The 18852-nt window shown below is 72.9% G+C and carries 19 protein-coding genes and 1 pseudogene; 12 read left to right on the plus strand and 8 right to left on the minus strand.

The window, feature by feature from the left end:
* Positions 1 to 268 precede the first annotated feature (268 nt).
* From ACTWQH_RS14465 to ACTWQH_RS14475, 3 genes are all read left to right on the plus strand, one after another.
* Complete coding sequence (locus ACTWQH_RS14465) at positions 269 to 1402, plus strand: hypothetical protein (RefSeq protein ID WP_443286915.1); 1134 nt, start codon at positions 269 to 271, stop codon at positions 1400 to 1402.
* 3 nt (positions 1403 to 1405) lie between these two features.
* Positions 1406 to 2995, plus strand: coding sequence for an amino acid permease (locus tag ACTWQH_RS14470; protein ID WP_443286916.1), 1590 nt, complete (start codon positions 1406 to 1408; stop codon positions 2993 to 2995).
* A gap of 442 nt (positions 2996 to 3437) precedes the next feature.
* Complete coding sequence (locus ACTWQH_RS14475) at positions 3438 to 5609, plus strand: terpene synthase family protein (RefSeq protein ID WP_443286917.1); 2172 nt, start codon at positions 3438 to 3440, stop codon at positions 5607 to 5609.
* On the opposite strand, the gene ACTWQH_RS14480 is transcribed toward ACTWQH_RS14475, so the two are convergent.
* Both ACTWQH_RS14480 and ACTWQH_RS14485 read right to left on the minus strand, forming a co-directional pair.
* Positions 5570 to 6097 (minus strand): RICIN domain-containing protein, encoded by a 528-nt coding sequence (locus ACTWQH_RS14480; protein WP_443286918.1) that lies wholly within the window; start codon positions 6095 to 6097, stop codon positions 5570 to 5572. The two genes, ACTWQH_RS14475 and ACTWQH_RS14480, sit on opposite strands and share 40 nt — an antisense overlap.
* A gap of 71 nt (positions 6098 to 6168) precedes the next feature.
* Positions 6169 to 7179: an NAD(P)/FAD-dependent oxidoreductase gene (locus ACTWQH_RS14485; protein ID WP_443286919.1), complete on the minus strand. Its 1011-nt coding sequence runs from the start codon at positions 7177 to 7179 to the stop codon at positions 6169 to 6171.
* A 64-nt stretch (positions 7180 to 7243) separates the two neighbouring features.
* On the opposite strand from ACTWQH_RS14485, the gene ACTWQH_RS14490 reads away from it, so the two are divergent.
* From ACTWQH_RS14490 to ACTWQH_RS14500, 3 genes are all read left to right on the plus strand, one after another.
* Positions 7244 to 7852, plus strand: a complete 609-nt coding sequence (locus tag ACTWQH_RS14490) for a helix-turn-helix domain-containing protein (RefSeq protein ID WP_443286920.1) — start codon at positions 7244 to 7246, stop codon at positions 7850 to 7852.
* Between the two features lie 10 nt (positions 7853 to 7862).
* A complete protein-coding gene (locus ACTWQH_RS14495) occupies positions 7863 to 8351 on the plus strand; it encodes a GNAT family N-acetyltransferase (protein ID WP_443286921.1) in 489 nt (162 codons plus the stop codon).
* A 115-nt stretch (positions 8352 to 8466) separates the two neighbouring features.
* On the plus strand, positions 8467 to 9438 hold the full coding sequence (locus ACTWQH_RS14500) for a carbon-nitrogen hydrolase family protein (RefSeq protein ID WP_443286922.1): 972 nt from the start codon (positions 8467 to 8469) through the stop codon (positions 9436 to 9438).
* Positions 9439 to 9700: 262 nt separating this feature from the next.
* Here the strand turns inward: ACTWQH_RS14500 and ACTWQH_RS14505 are convergent, their stop codons facing one another.
* From ACTWQH_RS14505 to ACTWQH_RS14520, 4 genes are all read right to left on the minus strand, one after another.
* On the minus strand, positions 9701 to 10615 hold the full coding sequence (locus ACTWQH_RS14505; RefSeq protein WP_443286923.1) for an LLM class flavin-dependent oxidoreductase: 915 nt from the start codon (positions 10613 to 10615) through the stop codon (positions 9701 to 9703).
* A gap of 37 nt (positions 10616 to 10652) precedes the next feature.
* On the minus strand, positions 10653 to 11759 hold the full coding sequence (locus ACTWQH_RS14510) for an NAD(P)/FAD-dependent oxidoreductase (RefSeq protein ID WP_443286924.1): 1107 nt from the start codon (positions 11757 to 11759) through the stop codon (positions 10653 to 10655).
* 103 nt (positions 11760 to 11862) lie between these two features.
* On the minus strand, positions 11863 to 12321 hold the full coding sequence (locus ACTWQH_RS14515; protein WP_443286962.1) for a MarR family winged helix-turn-helix transcriptional regulator: 459 nt from the start codon (positions 12319 to 12321) through the stop codon (positions 11863 to 11865).
* Positions 12322 to 12459: 138 nt separating this feature from the next.
* The gene (locus tag ACTWQH_RS14520) at positions 12460 to 12921 is read right to left on the minus strand and encodes a hypothetical protein (protein ID WP_443286925.1); all 462 of its coding nucleotides are present in this window, start codon (positions 12919 to 12921) and stop codon (positions 12460 to 12462) included.
* 120 nt (positions 12922 to 13041) lie between these two features.
* On the opposite strand from ACTWQH_RS14520, the gene ACTWQH_RS14525 reads away from it, so the two are divergent.
* From ACTWQH_RS14525 to ACTWQH_RS14535, 3 genes and pseudogenes are all read left to right on the plus strand, one after another.
* On the plus strand, positions 13042 to 13860 hold the full coding sequence (locus ACTWQH_RS14525) for a helix-turn-helix domain-containing protein (protein ID WP_443286926.1): 819 nt from the start codon (positions 13042 to 13044) through the stop codon (positions 13858 to 13860).
* Positions 13857 to 14117, plus strand: coding sequence for a DUF397 domain-containing protein (locus ACTWQH_RS14530; protein WP_443286927.1), 261 nt, complete (start codon positions 13857 to 13859; stop codon positions 14115 to 14117). The genes ACTWQH_RS14525 and ACTWQH_RS14530 overlap by 4 nt, the downstream gene beginning before the upstream one ends.
* 17 nt (positions 14118 to 14134) lie before the next feature.
* A pseudogene (locus ACTWQH_RS14535) lies at positions 14135 to 14710 on the plus strand (TerD family protein); the annotation flags it as partial.
* Positions 14711 to 14832: 122 nt separating this feature from the next.
* On the opposite strand, the gene bla reads toward ACTWQH_RS14535, so the two are convergent.
* Positions 14833 to 15783 (minus strand): class A beta-lactamase, encoded by a 951-nt coding sequence (gene bla, locus ACTWQH_RS14540; RefSeq protein WP_443286928.1) that lies wholly within the window; start codon positions 15781 to 15783, stop codon positions 14833 to 14835.
* Between the two features lie 116 nt (positions 15784 to 15899).
* On the opposite strand from bla, the gene ACTWQH_RS14545 reads away from it, so the two are divergent.
* The 3 genes from ACTWQH_RS14545 to ACTWQH_RS14555 are packed head-to-tail and all read left to right on the plus strand — an operon-like array spanning position 15900 to position 17921.
* Entirely contained in the window at positions 15900 to 16112 is a 213-nt protein-coding gene (locus ACTWQH_RS14545) for a hypothetical protein (protein WP_443286929.1), read from the plus strand.
* Positions 16113 to 16119: 7 nt separating this feature from the next.
* Positions 16120 to 17013, plus strand: a complete 894-nt coding sequence (locus ACTWQH_RS14550; RefSeq protein ID WP_443286930.1) for a LysR family transcriptional regulator — start codon at positions 16120 to 16122, stop codon at positions 17011 to 17013.
* Positions 17010 to 17921 carry a serine hydrolase gene (locus tag ACTWQH_RS14555; RefSeq protein WP_443286931.1) on the plus strand — a complete coding sequence of 304 codons (912 nt, stop codon included), beginning with the start codon at positions 17010 to 17012 and terminating at the stop codon, positions 17919 to 17921. Before ACTWQH_RS14550 ends, ACTWQH_RS14555 begins: the two co-directional genes overlap by 4 nt.
* A gap of 54 nt (positions 17922 to 17975) precedes the next feature.
* Here ACTWQH_RS14555 and ACTWQH_RS14560 read toward each other — a convergent pair whose 3' ends face one another.
* The gene (locus ACTWQH_RS14560) at positions 17976 to 18794 is read right to left on the minus strand and encodes a glycoside hydrolase family 16 protein (protein WP_443286932.1); all 819 of its coding nucleotides are present in this window, start codon (positions 18792 to 18794) and stop codon (positions 17976 to 17978) included.
* Between the last annotated feature and the right edge of the window lie 58 nt (positions 18795 to 18852).

Consider the following 18852-nt stretch of genomic DNA (forward strand, 5'->3'; position numbering starts at 1 on the left):
AGTCCGCGGATGGTAACGCCCTGACCAAGGGCGCTTACTCATAGGTGAGTTACGCATGTACACTCGCGCGCGGAGTGAGCATGGTCCCGCACGCCGCGTTCCCACAAGGTCACACCCCGTGCGGTCACCTCCGTCACTCACGTCACTCACGTGCAACGGAACTCTCCCGAGCGCCCTCACGCACGTCTCTCCACCCACGTCGCCCACCCCGCCCCGAGGCCCAGATGACCCGACGCACGCCCCGACGCGCATCGGAGGTGTCGCCCTGATGGCGCGCGGCAGGCGATCCCACCACGGCGACTTCCGCCCCATCTACCACCCGGCCGGCTTCGACGACGGCCTGCGCCTGGTGCTGGAGGACCTGCGCACCGGCCGCTGGATGTCGATGCGTCAGCTCCTGCGCGACACCGACGACGACTGGGCGCTGCGCACCTCCAGGACCCAGGTCCTGGCCGCCGCGGCGGCCGGCTCCGACGTGGTGCTGGCCTGGCGCGCGGAGGAGCCCGGCAACCCGGACGCGGTCGTGATGCGGGCCCGCGTCGCCGTGGAGCGGGTGTTACAGGCCGGCCGCAGGCGCCACCGCGGCGTCACGGCCCTGGCCGAGGAGGCGCGGGAGTCCTGCCACGTCGCGCTGCGGTACGCCAGGGAGGAGGACCCGGTCCCCTGGGTGTGCCTGCTGGCCCTCGCCCAGCTCGACGACCAGCAGCTGCTGACCGAGCACCAGTGGTCGCCGCCGGACGTCACGCTGCCGACCGGCCCGTGGGGGCTGTGGCAGGAGCTCAGCGAGCGCGACCCGTACAACCGCGAGGCCCACCACCGGATCCTGCAGTTCGTGCAGGCCCGTGCCGGCGGGGCCCGGCACGCCGAGGCCCTCCACTTCGCGCAGTGGGTCGTCACGTGGGCCCCGCCGGGCTCGCCCCTGCTGGTGCTGCCGCTGTACGCCTACGCCGGCCGCCACCGCGCGCGGCGCGAGCGGGCGGGCGGCGCCGCCGACCCTCTCGCGCGGCAGCTGTGGCTGCGCGAGCACGTCCAGGAGGACGTCGACCGGGCGCTGCGCGACTGGTTCGGCCGCTCGGACGGCGCGTCGCGCGCCCTGCCGGACCTCAGCCACCTGGCCCACGCCCTGTGGTCGGCCGCCCGGTTCGCGGCGGCGGCCCCGGTGTTCGAGGCGATGGGCGCGTACGCCACCCGCCAGCCGTGGGCGCAGATCACCGACGACCCCGACCGGGCGGACCTCGCCGAGCGGGCCTTCGTCCTGGCCCGGTCCCAGTGCCTGGCCGCCGGAGAGGGCACCAGGGGCGGCGGCAGGAACGGACACGGCAGGAACGGACACGGCAGGAACGGCGGCGGCGGGAACGGACACCGCCCCGCCGACCCGCCGGACAACCGACCCAGGAGGTAACCCATGTCGCGCGCTGACCGCCCGTCCCGTCCCGGCCGCCCGGTGCGTCCCGCCCCGGCGGCGTTCTGGACGCGCCGGGACGCGCCACGGCTCGACGACGACCGGGTGCTGCGGCAGCTCGGCTACACGCCCCAGCTCGTCCGCCGCATGGGCCCGTTCGGCAACTTCGCGATCTCCTTCTCCGTGATCTCGATCCTCTCCGGCTGCATGACCCTCTACGGCTTCGGCCTGGCCACCGGCGGCCCGGCCGTGATGATGTGGGGCTGGCTCGCCGTCGGCGCCTTCGTGCTGCTCGTCGGCCTGGCCCTGGCCGAGGTCACCAGCGCCTACCCCACCTCCGGCGCGCTGTACTACATGGCCCACCAGCTCGGCGGCCCGCGCTGGGGCTGGTACACCGGCTGGCTCAACCTCCTCGGCCTGCTCGGCGCCGTGGCGGGCATCGACTACGGCGCGGCGCTGTTCGTCGGTGCCTTCGCCAGCCTCCAGTGGGGCTTCGACCCGACCCCCGGCTCCATCCTGGTCATCTTCGCCTGCATCCTGCTGCTCCACCTGGTGCTCAACCTCTTCGGCGTGCGGCTGGTCAGCATCCTCAACTCGGTCAGCGTCTGGTGGCACCTGGCGGGCGTCGCGGTCATCGTCGGCGCGCTCGCGATCGTGCCCGACCACCACCAGCCGGCCGGCGAGGTGTTCACCACCTTCGTCAACGACACCGGCTGGTCCAACTCCCTCTACGTCGCCGCCATCGGGCTGCTGCTGGCCCAGTACACCTTCTCCGGCTACGACGCCTCCGCCCACCTCAGCGAGGAGACCACCCAGGCCCCGGTCTCGGCGGCGCGGGGCATCGTGCGCGCGATCTGGGTGTCGTGGATCGCCGGCTTCGTCCTCCTCTTCGGCCTCACCTGGTCGATCCAGGACTACGAGGGCACCCAGAACAGCGACACCGGCGTCCCCCCGGCGCAGATCCTCATCGACGCGCTCGGCACCTCGGGCGCCAAGGCGCTGCTGCTGGTCGTCATCGTCGCCCAGCTCTTCTGCGGCAACGCCGAGGTGGCGGCGGCCTCCCGCATGGTCTTCGCCTTCTCGCGGGACAACGCCCTGCCCGGCTCCCGGCTGTGGCGGCGCGTCTCGGGCCGCACCGGTACGCCGAGCCCCGCCGTGTGGCTGTCGGTCGCGGTGCCGTTCGTGCTGGCGCTGCCCTCGCTGTACTCCACCACCGCCTACGGCGCCGTCACCGCCATCAACGTCATCGGCATCACGCCCGCGTACATCATCCCCGTCTACCTGCGGCGCCGCGCGGGGAAACGGTTCGTCCCCGGGCCCTGGCAGCTCGGCCGCTTCAGCGCGGCGATCGGCTGGGTGGCCGTGGTGTGGGTGTGCCTCGTCACCGTGCTGTTCTGCCTGCCGCAGACCCGCCCCGACCCCGACCGGCTGGTGACCGCCGACTCCTTCAACTACGCGCCCGTCGCCCTGCTCGTGGTGCTGGCGCTCGCCACCGTCTGGTGGCGGGTGGCCCGCCACTCCTACTCCACGCCCGTCGTCGGGGGCGGCCGCCAGGACAAGGAGATGGCCGCGATCGCCGACGACGTCGTCTGAGGCCGTCGTCCCGCTCCCGACCTGCTGAAACGCCGTTGCATCAAGAGGGAGGCGTGAATTCCGGCCGAGTTGGGGACCGGCCCGGCCCCGGCGCCGCCGGCGAGCTGCGACGCCATTCGAGGCGTTCGAGGCAGGTGGCAGCCCCTGACACTATTCCCGGGAGCCTGCGGTGGGTAGCGCGGAGGCCACGCATCGCGACCGAAACTGTCCGTGCGCCGGTGGCGGGTGCCCCGACTTCCGGCAGACTCGCGTCAGGTGGTCCATACCTCAGCTGTGCAGGGCAGAGGTCTGGGCCCGCCCGGACCGCGCGCACGGCAACCGCTTCCCCGCATCCGCCGGCGCGCGGTTCCGCATGCCCGCCGGCGCATCCGCCCCTCACCCGATCGGGGGACGTTCACCCGGCCGAGGTTTGCGGCAGCAGCCCTCCGCCGAGCATCGCAGGGTGACACAACCCTTTAAGCTGCCTGACTTCTACGTGCCGTACCCGGCCCGTCTCAATCCGCATGTGGAGCAGGCGCGCGAGCACTCCCGCGCGTGGGCCCGCGCGATGGGGATGCTGGAGGGCTCCGGCATATGGGACCAGAGCGATCTCGACGCCCACGACTACGCCCTGCTGTGCGCCTACACCCACCCCGACTGCGACGCCGACGAGCTGTCACTCATCACCGACTGGTACGTGTGGGTCTTCTTCTTCGACGACCACTTCCTCGACCTCTTCAAGCGCACCCTCGACCGGGAGGGCGGCAGGGCGTCCCTCGCCCGCCTCCCCGCCTTCATGCCGACGGACCTCGAGGAGCCCACCCCCGAGCCGCGGACCCCCGTCGAGGCGGGCCTGGCGAACCTGTGGGCCCGCACCGTGCCCGCCATGTCCCCCGCGTGGCGGGCCCGCTTCGCCGAGGTCACCGCCAACCTGCTCAACGAGTCCCTGTGGGAGCTGTCCAACATCGACGCCGGCCGGGTCGCCAACCCGGTCGAGTACATCGAGATGCGCCGCAAGGTCGGCGGCGCCCCCTGGTCGGCCTGCCTCGTCGAGCACGCCGCCGGGGCCGAGGTCCCCGACGCCGTCGCCGCCAGTCGCCCGCTGCGGGTCCTCCGCGACGCCTTCGCCGACGCCGTCCACCTGCGCAACGACCTGTTCTCCTACGAGCGCGAGGTGGGGGAGGAGGGCGAGCTGAGCAACGGCGTGCTGGTGCTGGAGACCTTCTTCGGCTGCTCCACCCAGGAGGCTGCCGACGCCGTCAACGACCTGCTCACCTCCCGCCTCCAGCAGTTCGAGCACACCGCCCTCACCGAGCTGCCGCCCCTCTTCGCCGAGACCGGCCTCGACGCCGCCGGCCAGGCGGCCGTGGCCGCATACGTCAAGGGCCTCCAGGACTGGCAGTCCGGCGGCCACGAGTGGCACCTGCGCTCCAGCCGGTACATGAACGAGGGCGCCGTCTCCGCCTCCCCCTCCGCCGTGCTGCCCTTCCTGCCGACCGGCCTCGGCGTCTCGGCCGCCCACCTGACGGCGCGCGCCCGGCGCTACACCCACGTCCGCCACCAGCCGGTGGGCCCCTCGCTGGTGCCCGAGATCCCCATGCCGTTCCCCGTCCGGCTCAGCCCTCACCTGGAGGCGGCCCGCCGCCACAGCCTCGCGTGGTGCGAGGAGATGGGATTGCACGACGGCATCTGGACCGAGCAGAAGACGATCGACTTCGATCTGGCGGTGTGCGCGGCGGGCATGCTGCCGGACGGTGCCGAGGAGGAGGTGGCGATCACCTCGGACTGGCTGCACTGGGGCACCTACGCCGACGACTACTATCCGGTGGTCTTCGGCGTCAGCCACGACCTGGTGGGCGCGCGTGCCTGCACCGAGCGGCTGCGCGCGCTGATGCCCATCGACCTCGACTCCGCCCCGGCCGTCGTGCCCGTGAACGGGCTGGAGCGCGGCCTGTCCGAGCTGTGGACGCGCACCGCGGCCCCGCTGACCGAGAGCGGGCGCCGGGAGTTCCGCGCGGCCCTCCACGGCATGCTCGACAGCTGGGTGTGGGAGCTGGACAACGAGGCGCAGAACCGTATCCCCGACCCGGTCGACTACATCGAGATGCGCCGCAAGACGTTCGGCTTCGACCTCTTCCCGACCCTCCAGCGGGCGGTCCGCCACGCGTCGCCGATCCCCGAGGCGGTGCTGCGCAGCGGGACCGTCGCCTCGCTCGAGAGCTGCATCGCCAGCTACTTCGGCCTGCTCAACGACCTCTTCTCCTACCAGAAGGAGATCGAGTTCGAGGGCACCTTCCACAACAGCGTGGTCGTCGTCCAGAACTTCTTCGACTGCGACTACGCCACGGCCGTCGGCATCGTGGCGGACCTGGTCGGCTCCCGCATCGGACAGTTCCAGCACGTCGCCGCCCACGAGCTGCCGGTGCTCTACGACGACCTCGGCCTGGACGAGGCGGCCCGCGCGGCGGTCGAGGAGTACGTGCAGCGCCTGCGCCACTTCGTCGTCGGCTCCGTCACCTGGCACCGCACCATCCACCGCTACGACGAGCCGACCCTGATGCGCCACTACCCCCACCACCCCCGCGCCCGCCGCGCTCACACCACGAGGGAGAAGAGCTGCGCCTCGCCCCCGTGACACTTGGCCAGCGTCAGGCGCGGGTCGACGCCCTCTCCCGGGCCCTTCACCGCGCGGGTCAGGCAGGTCTCGGTCTGGAGGTGGACGAAGACCGTTCCCTCCTCGCCGGTTCGGACCTCCCAGCCCTCGCCGGCGTCCCGCGCGCAGCCGCTGACCTCGACGTACAGCTCCGCGCTGTCGCGGTCCAGCTGGAGGCAGCCCCCGGTGTCGAGATGGACGATGGCCGTCCCGCCCGCCGTGCTGTCGCGGAACTCCCAGCCGCTCGCGGTCGAGCCGGACAGCGGCAGCATCCGCACATACGCGTCCTGCCAGATGCTGACCTCGCTGTACGTCGCGTAGGTCTCCAGCTGCGAGTCACCGATGAGCACCGGCAGCTGCGCCTGCCCGGCCTGGGCCCCGGCGCCCGCTCCGGCTCCCGCCATCGGCCCCACGACCAGCGCGGCCCCGGCCACGGCGGCCGCGGCGGCACGGAGAAACTTGCGTGACATGTCGCTCCTTTGCGTGTGAAGAACGTGCTCGAAGAAAAGGCGTTGTCTTCACCAGCCCCGCCTGCCGGAGTCTAGCCGGGTAGAGCGGCATGTCCATGGCGACGGCCCGCCGCGACGGCCCGGCGGGTCTCCGCCTCGATCAGGTCGGCGTTGATCGCCGCGCCCGCGCGGACGCCCGCAGCCGCCGAGCCGATGACCTGTTCCATCGGGCCGGCGACGTTCCCGGCCACCCACACCCCCGGGACCTCGGTCGCGCCCGTCGCGTCGGCGGGGATGCGGCTGCCGACGACGTGCCCGCCCATCTCCATCTCCTCCGGCTCCAGCCCCAGCGAGGCGAGGAGGCCGGCGCGGGCCGTCACCCGCGTCGCGACGACCAGCACCTCGCACGGGACCACCCGGCCCCCGGCCAGGCGTACGCCGCCCAGCCGGCCGGCGTCGTCGGTCTCCACCGCCGCCACCTCGCCGTCCACCACCGCGATGCCGCGCGCGGCCAGCCGCTCCCGGTCCTCCTCGCCGGGCTCGGGCGCGGTGTGCCGGAACAGCGTGACCCGCTCGCTCAACTGCCGCCACATCAGCGCCTGGTGAGCCGCCATGGGCCCGGTCGCCAGCACGCCGATCGCCCGGTCGCGCGCCTCCCAGCCGTGGCAGTACGGGCAGTGCAGCACGTCCCTGCCCCACAGCCCCGCCAGCCCCGGCACCTCGGGCAGCTCGTCGACGCTCCCGGTGGTCACCAGCAGCCGGTCGGCCAGCACCACGCCGCCGTCGGCCAGCACCAGGCGGAAGCCCTCCTCGCCGTCCCCGCACCGCTCGGCCGTCACGACGCCGCCCTCCCGGATCGCCCCGCCGTAACGCCGTACCTCCTCGCGCCCGGCGGCCAGCAGCTCCCCGGGCGGGGTGCCCTCCCGCCCCAGGTAGTTGTGCACGCCCTCGGCCGGGGCGTTGCGCGGCCGGCCGGCGTCGATGACCAGCACCGAACGCCGCGACCGCGCCAGCGTCATCGCCCCGCTCAGCCCGGCCGCGCCGCCGCCGACCACCACGACCTCGTATCTCTCGCTTCGCTCGTGCTCGCTCGTCTCGCTCATGCCTGGAGCGTGCGTCCACCCACCCCGCCTTGACAAAACTTCTTGCCGAAGCGGCAATGGACCCATGACCGACGACCAGGGCGACGAGCTCGCCCACGTGCTGACCGCCGTCGGCCCGCGCCTGCGGGGCCTGCGCCAGGCGCGCGGCACCACCCTCGCCCAGCTCTCCGAGACCACCGGCATCTCGACGAGCACCCTCTCGCGCCTGGAGTCCGGCCGGCGCAGGCCCACCCTCGAACTCCTGCTGCCCCTCGCCCGCGCCCACGGCGTCCCCCTCGACGAGCTCGTCGGCGCGCCCACCATCGGCGACCCCCGCGTCCGCCCCCGGCCCTTCACCCGCAACGGCCAGACCTTCATCCCGCTGACCCGCTACCTCGGCGGCCTCCACGCCTACAAGCACATCATCCCGCCAGCCCCGCCCGAGCGCCGGAACGTCCGCCCCGAGCAGCGCGTTCACGAGGGCTACGAGTGGCTCTACATCCTCTCCGGCCGCCTCCACCTCGCCCTCGGCGACCACGACCTGACCCTCACCGCGGGCGAGGCCGCCGAGTTCGACACCCGCACCCCCCACGGCTTCGCCAACCCCGGCGAGACGCCTGTGGAGGCCATCAGCATCTTCGGCCCCCAGGGCGAGCGCATGCACGTCCGCGCCCGCACCCGCGCGGGGCGCTAGCCTCGGCCGCGTGATCACCACCAGGCGCCTCCTGCTGCGCCCGCTGACCCAGGCCGACCTCGCGGCGTTCGTCGCGCTCCACGCCGACGAGCGCGTCAACCGCTTCGTCGGCGCGTTCACCGAGGAGCGGGCGCGGCAGCGGCTCGCGGAGATCGAGGGGCAGTGGGCGGAGCGCGGCCACGGCCTGGGCGCGGTCGAGCTGAGGTCCACCGGCGAGTTCGTCGGCCGCTGCGGCCTGAACCACTGGGCCCCCTTTGACGAGGTCGAGGCCGGCTGGACGCTGCGCGCCGAGGCGTGGGGCCACGGCTACGCCACCGAGGCGGCCCGCGCCTGGATCGAGTGGGGCTTCGCCCGGCTCGACGTGCCGTACCTCACCGCGATGATCCACCCCGGCAACGCCGCCTCGGCCGCCGTCGCGCGGCGCCTGGGCTTCGCGCCCCGCCGCGAGGACGAGCTGTTCGGCAAGCCCGTCACCGTCTACGCCCTTGACCGGCCCTGAACGACGACGGGTATCGTCGCCCCATGCTTTGACGCCCGCCCCGCATCCGGGGACCTCCGCAGGCTCCTTCGTGAACGCCGCCGCAGCAGCAACCACCCACGAAGGAGCCTTCGCCATGACCACGCTGACCGTCGCCCTGCTCCAGCTGGAGAACGCCGGGCACCAGCTCGCCGCCACCCGCGCCGCGGGCGAGGCCGCCTGCCGCCGCGCCAAGGCGCTCGGCGCCGACATCGCCCTCTTCCCCGAGATGTGGAGCACCGGCTACGCCTCCGCGCTCCCGCCCGAGTTCGACGACATCAACGTCTACCGCCACCCCTCGCTGTGGGACGGCGAGCGGCCCGTCGGCATCCCCGACCCGCGCGGCGCCTGGCGCGGCGAGCCGATCGACGCCGACTCGCCCTACGTCACCCACTTCCGGGAGCTGGCCGCCGAACTCGACATGGCCATCGCCCTGACCTACCTCGAGGCCTGGGACGGCCCGCCGCGCAACACCGTCTCCCTCATCGACCGCCACGGCCGGATCGTCCTCACCCAGGCCAAGGTCCACACCTGCGCCTTCGGCCTCCCCGAGGCGGCCCTGACCCCCGGCGACGCCTTCGCCGTCCGCGAGCTGGACACGGCGGGCGCCGGGCCGGTCGCCGTCGGCGCGATGATCTGCTACGACCGCGAGTTCCCCGAGAGCGCGCGGGCGTTGATGCTGGCGGGCGCGGAGCTCATCCTCATCCCCAACGCCTGCGACATGGAGATGAACCGGCTCGCCCAGCTCCGGGCCCGCGCGAGCGAGAACATGGTCGCCGTGGCCATGGCCAACTACGCCGCCCCCGCCTGGGGCCACTCCGTGGCCTTCGACGGCATCGCCTTCGGCCCCGACGGCTCCGGCTCCCGCGACATGCTCGTCGTCGAGGCGGGCGAACACCCCGGCGTCTACCCGGCGTTCCTCGACCTCGACGCGCTGCGCGCCTACCGCCGCGCCGAGACCTGGGGCAACGCCTTCCGCCGCCCGGCGGCGTACGGCCCGCTGACCGCGACCGAGGTGCGCGAGCCGTTCGTCCGCGTCAGCCACGACGGCCACGCGCTGCCCCGCTGACCGGCAGGCGTGACGCACGTCAGGCAACGCCCCGGCCGTCGTCCGCGCGGCGGCGGCCGGGGAGCCCCGGATCCGCCTGGTCACCACCCCCTGCCCGCTGGGCCGCAACCACGGCAAGGGTCACGCCGTGCGCGTCGGCGTCCTCGCCTCGCGCGGCCGCCGCGACCCCCGACGGCACCTACACCTCGCCGACCCGGCCGGCCTCGCCCACCACGTCCGCCCCCCAACGTCACCCACTCCCCGGTGAGTCCCAGCGACACCCCTAACCGGATTCCTTGGAGACGGCCTCACGCACCGCCGGGGCGATCTCCGATCCCCATCGGCCCAGGGAGACCGGGTTCGTCACCCCGCCGCGCGGAGAGAAGAGCATGAAGCCCGAGGCGCCGTGCTCCAGCACGGCCCCGGTCAGCTCCTCGACCCACTGGCCGACCGAGCCGCCGATCCAGCGGCCGTCGCCGTCGCGGGTGGCGGCCAGCGGCCGGTCGGTGATGCGTCCGGGGAAGTTGAACACCGTGCGGATCTCGCGCGGGTCGCGGCCCACGGCCGCCGCCGCCTCGTCGATGACCGGCCGCGAGGTCCGGTAGCGCTCGCTGAGCCAGTCGGCGGCGTGGCCCGGGAGCCAGCCGTCGGCCACCCGCCCGGTCGCGGCCAGGGACTTCGGGCCGACCGACCCGGTCCACACCGGGGGCGCGGCCACGGGGGCGGGCTCGATGCGGTTCACCTGGTAGTGGCGGCCGTGGTGGGTGACGGGCGGGCCGCCGCCCGACAGCTTCTTGACCAGGACGATCGCCTCCTCGAAGGCGTCCACGGCATCCCCCGGGTTCAGGCGCGGCACCCCCATGTCGGCGATGCGGTCCCACAGCCCGCCCGCGCCGGCGCCGAGGACGACGCGGCCGCCGGAGAGCGCCGACAGCGAGGTCACCGTCCGCGCCAGCATGGGCGCGGGCCGGGTCGGCAGGTTGGTGACGTTGGCGAAGCCCGCGAGGCGCTCGGTCCGGCCGAGGATGAACCCGAGGGCGGCGTACGCGTCCAGGCGCGCGCCGAGGTAGGGATGGTCCGACAGCGAGACGATGTCGAGCCCGTCCCGGTCGGCCTGCCGCGCCATGCGCAGCAGTTCCGGCCCGTCGTCGACGACGCTGTGCGCCCCGAATCCGAAAACGATGTCCTGTAGCGACACGATCTCTCTCCTTCTTCCTTCCTTCAGGTTCCTTCCTTCAGGCGAGGGGCGCGGCGCCGAACTGCTCGGCGAAGCGGCCGGTGAACAGGTCGGCACCCTTGTACTCGGCGACCGTCGCCGCCGGGAGAACGGACGGGCCGTCGGGGGAGGGCAGTTGGCCGACGCCGCCGCGCGTGCCGAGCGGGAGCAGGATCGCGGGGTCGGGCGAGGGCCGGTAGGTGGCCGTGGGCCCCTCGCCGCGCAACTGGGCGGCGATGTTCCGCGCCACGACCGCGGCGTGCCGCATCGCGTACCCGGCCATCTTGGCCTCGGCCAGGTCGGTGAGGTCGCCGATCGCGTACACGTGCTCGTGCCCGTCGACGGCGAGGGTCTCGGTGACACGGACCTGCCCCTGCGGCGTAGGGGTCGTGAGGCGGCCGTCGGTGAGGTAGCCGCTGTTGACGCGCACGCCGTACGCGCGGAACCAGATGTCGGCGGTGATCTCCTCGCCGCCGGTGGTGGTGACGGTGAACGCCTCCGCGCGCCCGTGCCCGGTCGGCGGCGGGGCCGTCAGGCCGGTGCCCAGCCGCAGCCGGATGTCCAGCTCGTCGAGCTGGCGGTGCAGGTCCTGGCGCATCTCGGGCCGGAACGCGGCCAGCAGCCGCTCGGCCGGGTCCACGAGGGTCACGCGCTTGTCCGGCCAGACCTCCCTGATCTCCCCGGCCAGCTCAAGCCCGACCGGTCCGGCGCCGAGGATCAGCACCCGCGGGGCGCCGGCCAGCTCCTTGTGGGTCCGGCGGAGGTCGTCCATCACCTCGCCGACGGAATCGGCGCCGGTCCTGGGCTTGCCCGGGTAGGCGTAGCTGGAGCCGGTGGCCAGGACCAGGTAGTCCGCGTCGATGCGCCGGCCGGAGGCGAGGTCGACGCCGCCGCCGTCGACCGACACCGCGCGGTCGCGCACGGCGGTGCCGCGCGTGAGCAGCGTGTCGTAGGAGAAGAAGATGTTGCCCGCCCAGTCGGGCTGGGTGAGCGCCCGAAGCGACGCCGCCGAGTTGATGAACGCCTCGCGAGGGTCGATGAGGACCACGTCCGCCTCGGAGTCCAGCGCCTTGGCGACGGCGGCGCCGCCGTAGCCTCCGCCGATGACCGCGACCGTACGACTCATGATGGTGTACTCCCTGAACAAGAGAAGTAGTTCGTAGACCGAACATATTGGTTCGTGTCACGAACTGCAAGCCCACTCTTCTCTTGTCCGGGGTGATCGCGGCTCAGGGCCGGCGCTCGTCCGGCGTCCCCTCGGCCAGTTCCATGAAGACCACGGGCACCTCGTTGTCCAGCACGACCCGGCCGAGCAGGCCGGCGAGAGTCTCGCGCTCGGCGGAGCCGAGCCCCGCCGTCAGCTTCTCGATCCGCCGGCACGTCTCGGCGTAGAAACCCTCCACCAGCTTCCCGCCCCGGGGAGTGAGCGCGACCCGCACCGCCCGCGCGTCCCGAGGATCCGGCTCGCGCCGGACCAGCCCGTTCCGCTCGGTGCGGTCCACCAGTCCGGTGAGGCTCGACTTGGCCAGCCCCAGCATGGCGCCCAAGTCGCCCATGCCGTACGGCTGCGCCATCAGCACGCACATCAACTGCCCCTGCTGCGCGGTCAGGCCGTGCTCCCGCGCCGACTCGGCGTACACGGCATCCACCAGGAACGCCGACCGCACCAGCGCGACGGCGATGCCCATCTGCCCATCATCTTGTTTGGCCACGAGGTCATGCTAACGCCGGACAGCCCAGATAATTCGTGCGGCGAACTAGCTGGGGCCGTCGCCGCGCGCTCGCGCTTCCGTCTCCAGCGGCTCGCAGTGCCGGATCGAAACCCTCTAGGCAGAGGTGGGGCGGCGGCCCGCGATAGTGCGCCGCACGACCTCGTACAGCGCCCCCGTGTTCACGAACGGCGCCTCGGCCGTCGGGAGCGACCGCCACAGGAGGGGCCAGGTGGCGCCGTTCATCGCGGGGACGCCGATGAGGGAGGCCTCGTCGCCGGACTGGGTCAGCACCTGGAACCGCACGTCCATCGGCCACTGAAACGCGTGCACCGAGCCCAGCGGCAGCAGGAACGTCACCTCGTTCGTCGTCGCGAGGTGGATGATCGGCCCCGCCGCCCACCCCTGCCAGTCCATCAGCGCCGACATGATCTCCTCGCCCCGGCATCCGTGGATCCGCACCGCGTCGAAGTGCACGCCCGCCAGCCGCAGGGCGTGTCCGCACTCGGGTACCCACTCCGGGCGCAGAAACGGCTCGTCGTGGCGAATCGATACCTCGTGGGGAATTCCGCTGTTCATGCGCCCACCATGTACGGCTCCGGCTAGCGTTACCAACCGTAGCGGAGGCACAGCGCTCCGCGTCTGCTCGTCGGACGAACGCGGTGCAGGCTGTGCACGCCGGTAGGTGAGGGGTGAGAGATGGCAACCGGTGCCAACGGATCGGGAAACCTGCGGATGTACGGCGTGCTCGTACGCCACTTCCGCGAGCTGCGCGGCGTCACCCGCGTTGAGCTGGGCAAAGACGTCGGGTACTCGGACTCGATGATCACGAAGATCGAGCGGGGGGAGCGAACGCCGAGCGACGCGTTCATCGAGAGCGCGGAGAAGGTTCTGGTGGCACAGGGTGCACTCAAGGCGGCGTCGGAGGAGCTGTCGCGGGGGAGCGACGAGTTCCCCGACTGGTTCGGGCCGTTCGCGGAGGAGGAGAAGAAGTGCGTCAGCCTTCACTCGTACGAGAACCACGTGGTGCCGGGACTGTTGCAGACGGAGGACTACGCGCGAGGAGTGTTCGCGGGGCACTGCCCTGCGCTCGATGACGAGGACATCGAGCGCAGGGTCAACGCTCGACTCGATCGTCAGACGTTGTTCGGGCGCAAACCGGCTCCCATCGTGAGCTACGTCCTGGAGGAGGTCGTTCTCAGGCGCCCGTTCGGCGGGCGGCAGGCGCTGAAGGGACAGCTGTACCGGATCCTGGAGATCGGTCGGCTTCGGAACGTCGAGATCCAGGTCATGCCTACCAACCGTGAAACGCACGTCGGAACGGACGGTCCGATGGTGTTGCTGGAGACGGAGAGCCGGCAGACGTTCGGCTACATCGAGAGCCAGGACGACCCCTGGTATGTGAGCGACCCCAGAAAGGTCAGTGTTCTCCAGGCACGCTATGGCATCCTGCGGGCGCAGGCCCTCGCCCCAGAAGAGTCGATGCGACTCGTGGAACGGCTGACGGAAGACCTATGAGCGGGGAACTGGCATGGTTCAAGAGCAGCTACAGCAGCTCTTCAGGGGGCAACTGCGTGGAGGTCGCGGTCTCCTGGCGCGAATCCAGCCACAGCACGGGGGCGGGCGGCAACCGCGTCGAGACAGCAGCCCACCCGGGCGCCGTCCACGTCCGGGACTCCAAGGACACCGCCCGCCCGGCCATATGCGCCACCCCCGCCGCGTGGGCCGCGTTCTTATGTCGAGTACCTGACTCCCCCTCAGCGAGAGCGGCGTGACACGATAGCTACCGGCAGGCAGAACCGCAGATCGCTGTGAGGGAGGGGAAGCCCCGGTGAGCGTTCCCAGCAAGGGGATCGAGAAGGCCGAACTCGGGCTCAAGTGGGACCCCAGTCCGCTCGGGCAGGCGCCGGTGGATCTGGACATCATCGCGGGCACGTTCCGCGCCTCCGATCTGCACGGTGCGCCCGCCTATCTCGTGCACTTCGACAGCCGCTCCCCGGACGGCACCATCACCCTCAGCCGGGAGAGCGGCACCGGCCAGGGGTTCGGCTTCGACGAGGTGATGGTGTTCGAGCTGGGACGGCTGGCGCCCGAGTACGGGCGCGTCGTCTTCGGCGTCGTCATCCAGCAGCGCGGCGAGCCGACGACCTTCGCGGACGTGCGGGGCGCACAGTATCGCCTGGCCGAGGGCTACACCGAGCTGCTGACGGGCGACTTCGCCGCCGTGGCGGGATGCACGGCGGCGACGATCGGCGAGTTCGTGCGGGACGGGGACCACGGGCCGTGGTCCTTCCGGCCGGGGCTGCGCGGCTACGAGGACACCGGCCCCACGGCGTTCGCCGCGCTCTTCGGGCGCGACCCGGCCTAGGCCACGGTCGACGGTCCATCATCGGCCAGATGGATGGCGGCGCTACCCGCCCGCCGTTCACGACGGCGGCGTCACGAGACCTGTCCTGGCGGCGTTGACCGCGGCCCGGCCCGGTCGTCGGCCTAACGCCCCAGGCCGTCCACGGCCACGGCCGCGGCCTCGGCGATCAGCGCGTCGTCGTGCTCGGCGCCCTCCTGCTCGCGGCTGGACATGACCGCCACGACGAGAGGATCGCCGCCGTCGTCGGGCCAGACCACGGCGATGTTGTTGCGCCCGCCGTATCCTGCGTCGCCGCTCTTGTCGGCGACGGTCCAGCCGTCCGGCAGGCCGGCCCTGATGAGCGTCTCGCCGGTGGTGTTCGTCACCATCCACGTCCGCAGCAGCTCGCGCTCGTCCGGCTTCAGGGCGTCGCCGAGCAGGAAGGCCCGCAGGTCCCGGGCGAAGGCGCGCGGCGTACTGGTGTCGCGGATGTCGCCCGGCCTGCCCTCGCTCATCTCCACCTCGTACCGGTCCACCTCGCTGACGTCGTCGCCGAGTTCCTCCAGCACCGCCTCCAGGCCGTCGGGCCCGCCGATCGCGTCGAGGAGCAGGTTGGCCGCCGTGTTGTCGCTGTACCAGAGGGTGGCGGCGCACAGCTCGCGCAGGCTCATCCCGATCTCGGTGAAGTTCTCCGTCACGGGTGACCAGTCCACCAGGTCGTCGCGCGCATACGTGACCACCTCGTCGATCCCCTCGACCCCGTACTCCCGGAGCACGGCGCCCGCCAGCAGCGACTTGAAGGTGGAGGCGTACGCGAACCGGCCGTCCGCCTGGAAGGCGACCTCCCGGCCCGTGCCGGTGTCCAGGGCGTAGACGCCGAGCCGCGCGTCGAACTCGCGCTCCAGCTGCCGGAACTCGCGGGCGGTGGACTCCGCAGACGGCGCGGAGCGCGCGGACGTCGGGGATGCGGAGGGGGTGTCGGACGCGGACGACACGTCGTCCGCGCTGCACGCCGGGAGCGTGAGGAGCGTGAGGAACGCGAGCACTCCCGCCATCCAGCCGGCGCCCCGGCGCATGCGAGACCTCTGCGTCATGGGGTGGACCTCCAAGTCTTCTCAAGGCCCCGGAATCTCCGCGGCCCTGGGCCACCTTCCGGCCCACCGGTCCCGCTCGTCCAAGACGCGAACGCGCGGCTCCATTCCCATGTGGCATGGAAGCGCGCGCTCGCGTCGAGGATCTGGGGAGTTGTCCACCAACGCCCTGGATCACCGGCTTCCTCGGCGAGCGCGACCTGGCCTTCGCCGTGGTCCTGGAGGACTGCGGCTCCGGCGGCAGCGACGCCGGGCCGGTCGCCGCGGACTTCCTCAACGCGCTGAACAGCCCTCTGGCGTGGGCGCGGTCGGTCCATGCCGCTCTGACATAGTGGGGGCGTGGATCTGGTGGGGGCGTGCCGGGCGTTCGTCAACGTGAGCGAGCGCGGGAGTTTCACGGTGGGCGCGGCGGCGGCCCGGATGGCGCAGTCCGTCGCGAGCCGCCGCGTCGCCGCGCTGGAGCGGCACCTCGGCGAGCGGCTGCTGGAGCGCTCCTCGCGCCCGGCGAGCCTGACGCCGTTCGGCCGGGACATGCTGCCGCTGGCGCGTCAGCTGGTGGAGCTGGCCGACCGGTTGGAGCACGAGGCCGAGGCCGCCCGGCACCGTCCGCTGCGGCTCGCCGTTCCGGCCGACTGCCCCACCGGGGCCCTCGCCCGGCTCATCGCCGGCGCGCACGGTCAGGGCATACGCCTCGACCCGCGCCCGGCCGCACCGACGGAGCGCGCCGAGCTGGTGCGGTCCCAGCGGGTGCGGGCGGCGCTGCTGGCGGTGCCGCCCGACGAAGCCGCCTGGACCGTGGCGTTGGGCCTGGCCGTCGCCGACGACCCCGGCGGCGGACCGATCTACCTGGACACCCTGCGCCCCGGCCGGGCCGACCGCGACCAGCGGCCCCGGCGGGTCTGGCTCCAACCGGAGGACGACGTGCCCCACATCCGCGACCGCCTGGCCCGCCTGCGCGACGCCCTCGGGCTGCGCCCGGCGCAGCTCGCCGTCGCCTCCGGCCTGGCGGCGGCCGCGGCCGACGCGGTGAGCCGGGGCGACGCGCTGCTGTGCTCCGCCACGCAGGCCCGGGACCTCGGCCTGTGGTGGCGGCCGGTCGGCGAGCTCGCCACCGGGCTCACCCGGGGATACGCCCTGGCGAGCGCCCACGACGCCGACCCCGACGCCGCCCGCGTCCGCGAGCGCTGCGCGGACGGCATCGCCCGGTGTCTGGGAGCCGAGGAGGCCAGGTGACCACGGAGCGGTTCCTGAGGGAGCTGCGGCAGCAGCTGCGCGACGGCGGGCTCCACGGCTCGTTCCTCGTCCGCGACCTGGACTCCGGCGACGAGCTGGGCATCGACCCCGACATCGAGTTCCCCGTCTCGTCCCTGGTGAAGGTCCCGCTCGCCCTGGCGACGCTGGAGCGCATCCGGCGGGGCGAACTCGACGGCTCCCACGCGCTGGAGGTGGAGCCCGGGCGGATCACCACGCCCGGACCGACCGGCATCAGCCGCTTCCGTCACCCCGCCCGCGTCGCCGTCGACGACCTGCTCTACCTCAGCATGGCCATCAGCGACAGCGGCGCCGCCGACGCGCTGTTCGGGCTCACCCCGCCCGCCGAGGTCGCGGCGTTCCTGCACCGGCACGGGGTGCGCGGCATCGCGGTCCGCCACACGACGGAGGAGCTGATGGACACCCCGGCGGAGCGCTTCGACGCGTCGGAGGCGCACCTCGCCCACGCCCTCGCCATCGACGCGGGCACGGCGGGTCGCGGCCACCGGGTGCCGCAGCTCGACGTCTCGCGCGCCAACGCCGGCACGGCCCGGGCGTTCGTCGACCTCCTCCAGGCCGTCTGGCGGCAGCCCTCGGCGATCCCCCCGGACGTCGCCGCGCGCCTGCGCGCCCTCATGGCCGGCAACATCCTGCGCCACCGCCTCGCCCCGGACTTCGCCTCCGACGTCTCCACCTGGTCGTCCAAGACGGGCAGCCTGCTCAACCTGCGCCACGAGGTCGGCGTCGTCGAGCACGCCGACGGCCAGAGCTACGCCGTGGCCGTGCTGACCGAGTCGCGGGTGGCGGCGAGCGCCCAGCCGGGCGCGGAGGCCCTCATGGGCCAGGTCGCCCGGCGCCTCCGCGACCGGCTGCGTTCCGGGATGGCGTAGCGGCCCGGGCCCTTCACTCGTGACGGCACGCCGACGCGTCGAGGCGGGGGTCGCCTACGCCACGGACCGGCCGACGTACACGTTCCGCGCCCGGACCCAGGTCTCGCCCGACGGGCCGGAGTTGCCGGACGAGCCCTCCATCTGGAGGTTGTAGATGATCCACAGCGGCTGGTCGACGAAGCCCGCACCCACGTGGGCCGCCTGCCATACGTCGTCCAGGTAGTAGTGGATCTCCACGTCCGTCGAGTTGATCATCGTGATCCACGCCCGGTACTCGTGCCAGCTGCCCGGGTCCGAGACCGTCACGGTCTTGCTGTCCACGTCCGACGAGGTGCGGAAGGTGTTGAACCAGTTCCTGGAGTCGCCCTTGAACTCCATGATGTCGCTCTCCGGCGGCCAGCTGTTGACGCCCGTCAGCCAGAACGCGGGCCATGTGCCGGGCGCGCTCGGGGCCTGGAACTCGCCCCTGACCTCGTAGTTGGGGTAGGTGGCGTTCACCAGTACCTGGTGCTTCGCGTGCACGGCGCCCGAGTGGTAGCGGATCGGGAGGTGGGGGTCGGCGCTGCTGTTGCCCTCGTCCCAGGTGATGCGGGTGGCCAGCAGGGCCAGCACGCCGCCGCTCTCGACGCGGATGTGGTTGTGGTCGGTGGAGCTGCCGTACATCCGGGCGGTGCCGTTGTGGTCCGAGCCCCAGGGATAGAGGTAGTTCCAGTTCGACTCGAACGTCGACCAGCTGGAGAAGGAGCCGTCGAGCACGGTCTCCCAGGCGGCGGCCCCGGCGCGGCCGGCCGCCGCGATCGTGGCGGTGGAGGCCGCGGCGAGCGCGGCGGCGCCCGTCAGGAAGGTGCGGCGGGTGGTGGCGTGTGCGGGCATGAGTGCCTCCCAGGCGGGCGTAAGACGACGCGCGTGCAACAGAAACGAACAGCACCTC

The organism is Streptomyces sp. 6N223, assembly GCF_052246635.1.
Lineage (GTDB): Bacteria > Actinomycetota > Actinomycetes > Streptomycetales > Streptomycetaceae > Streptomyces.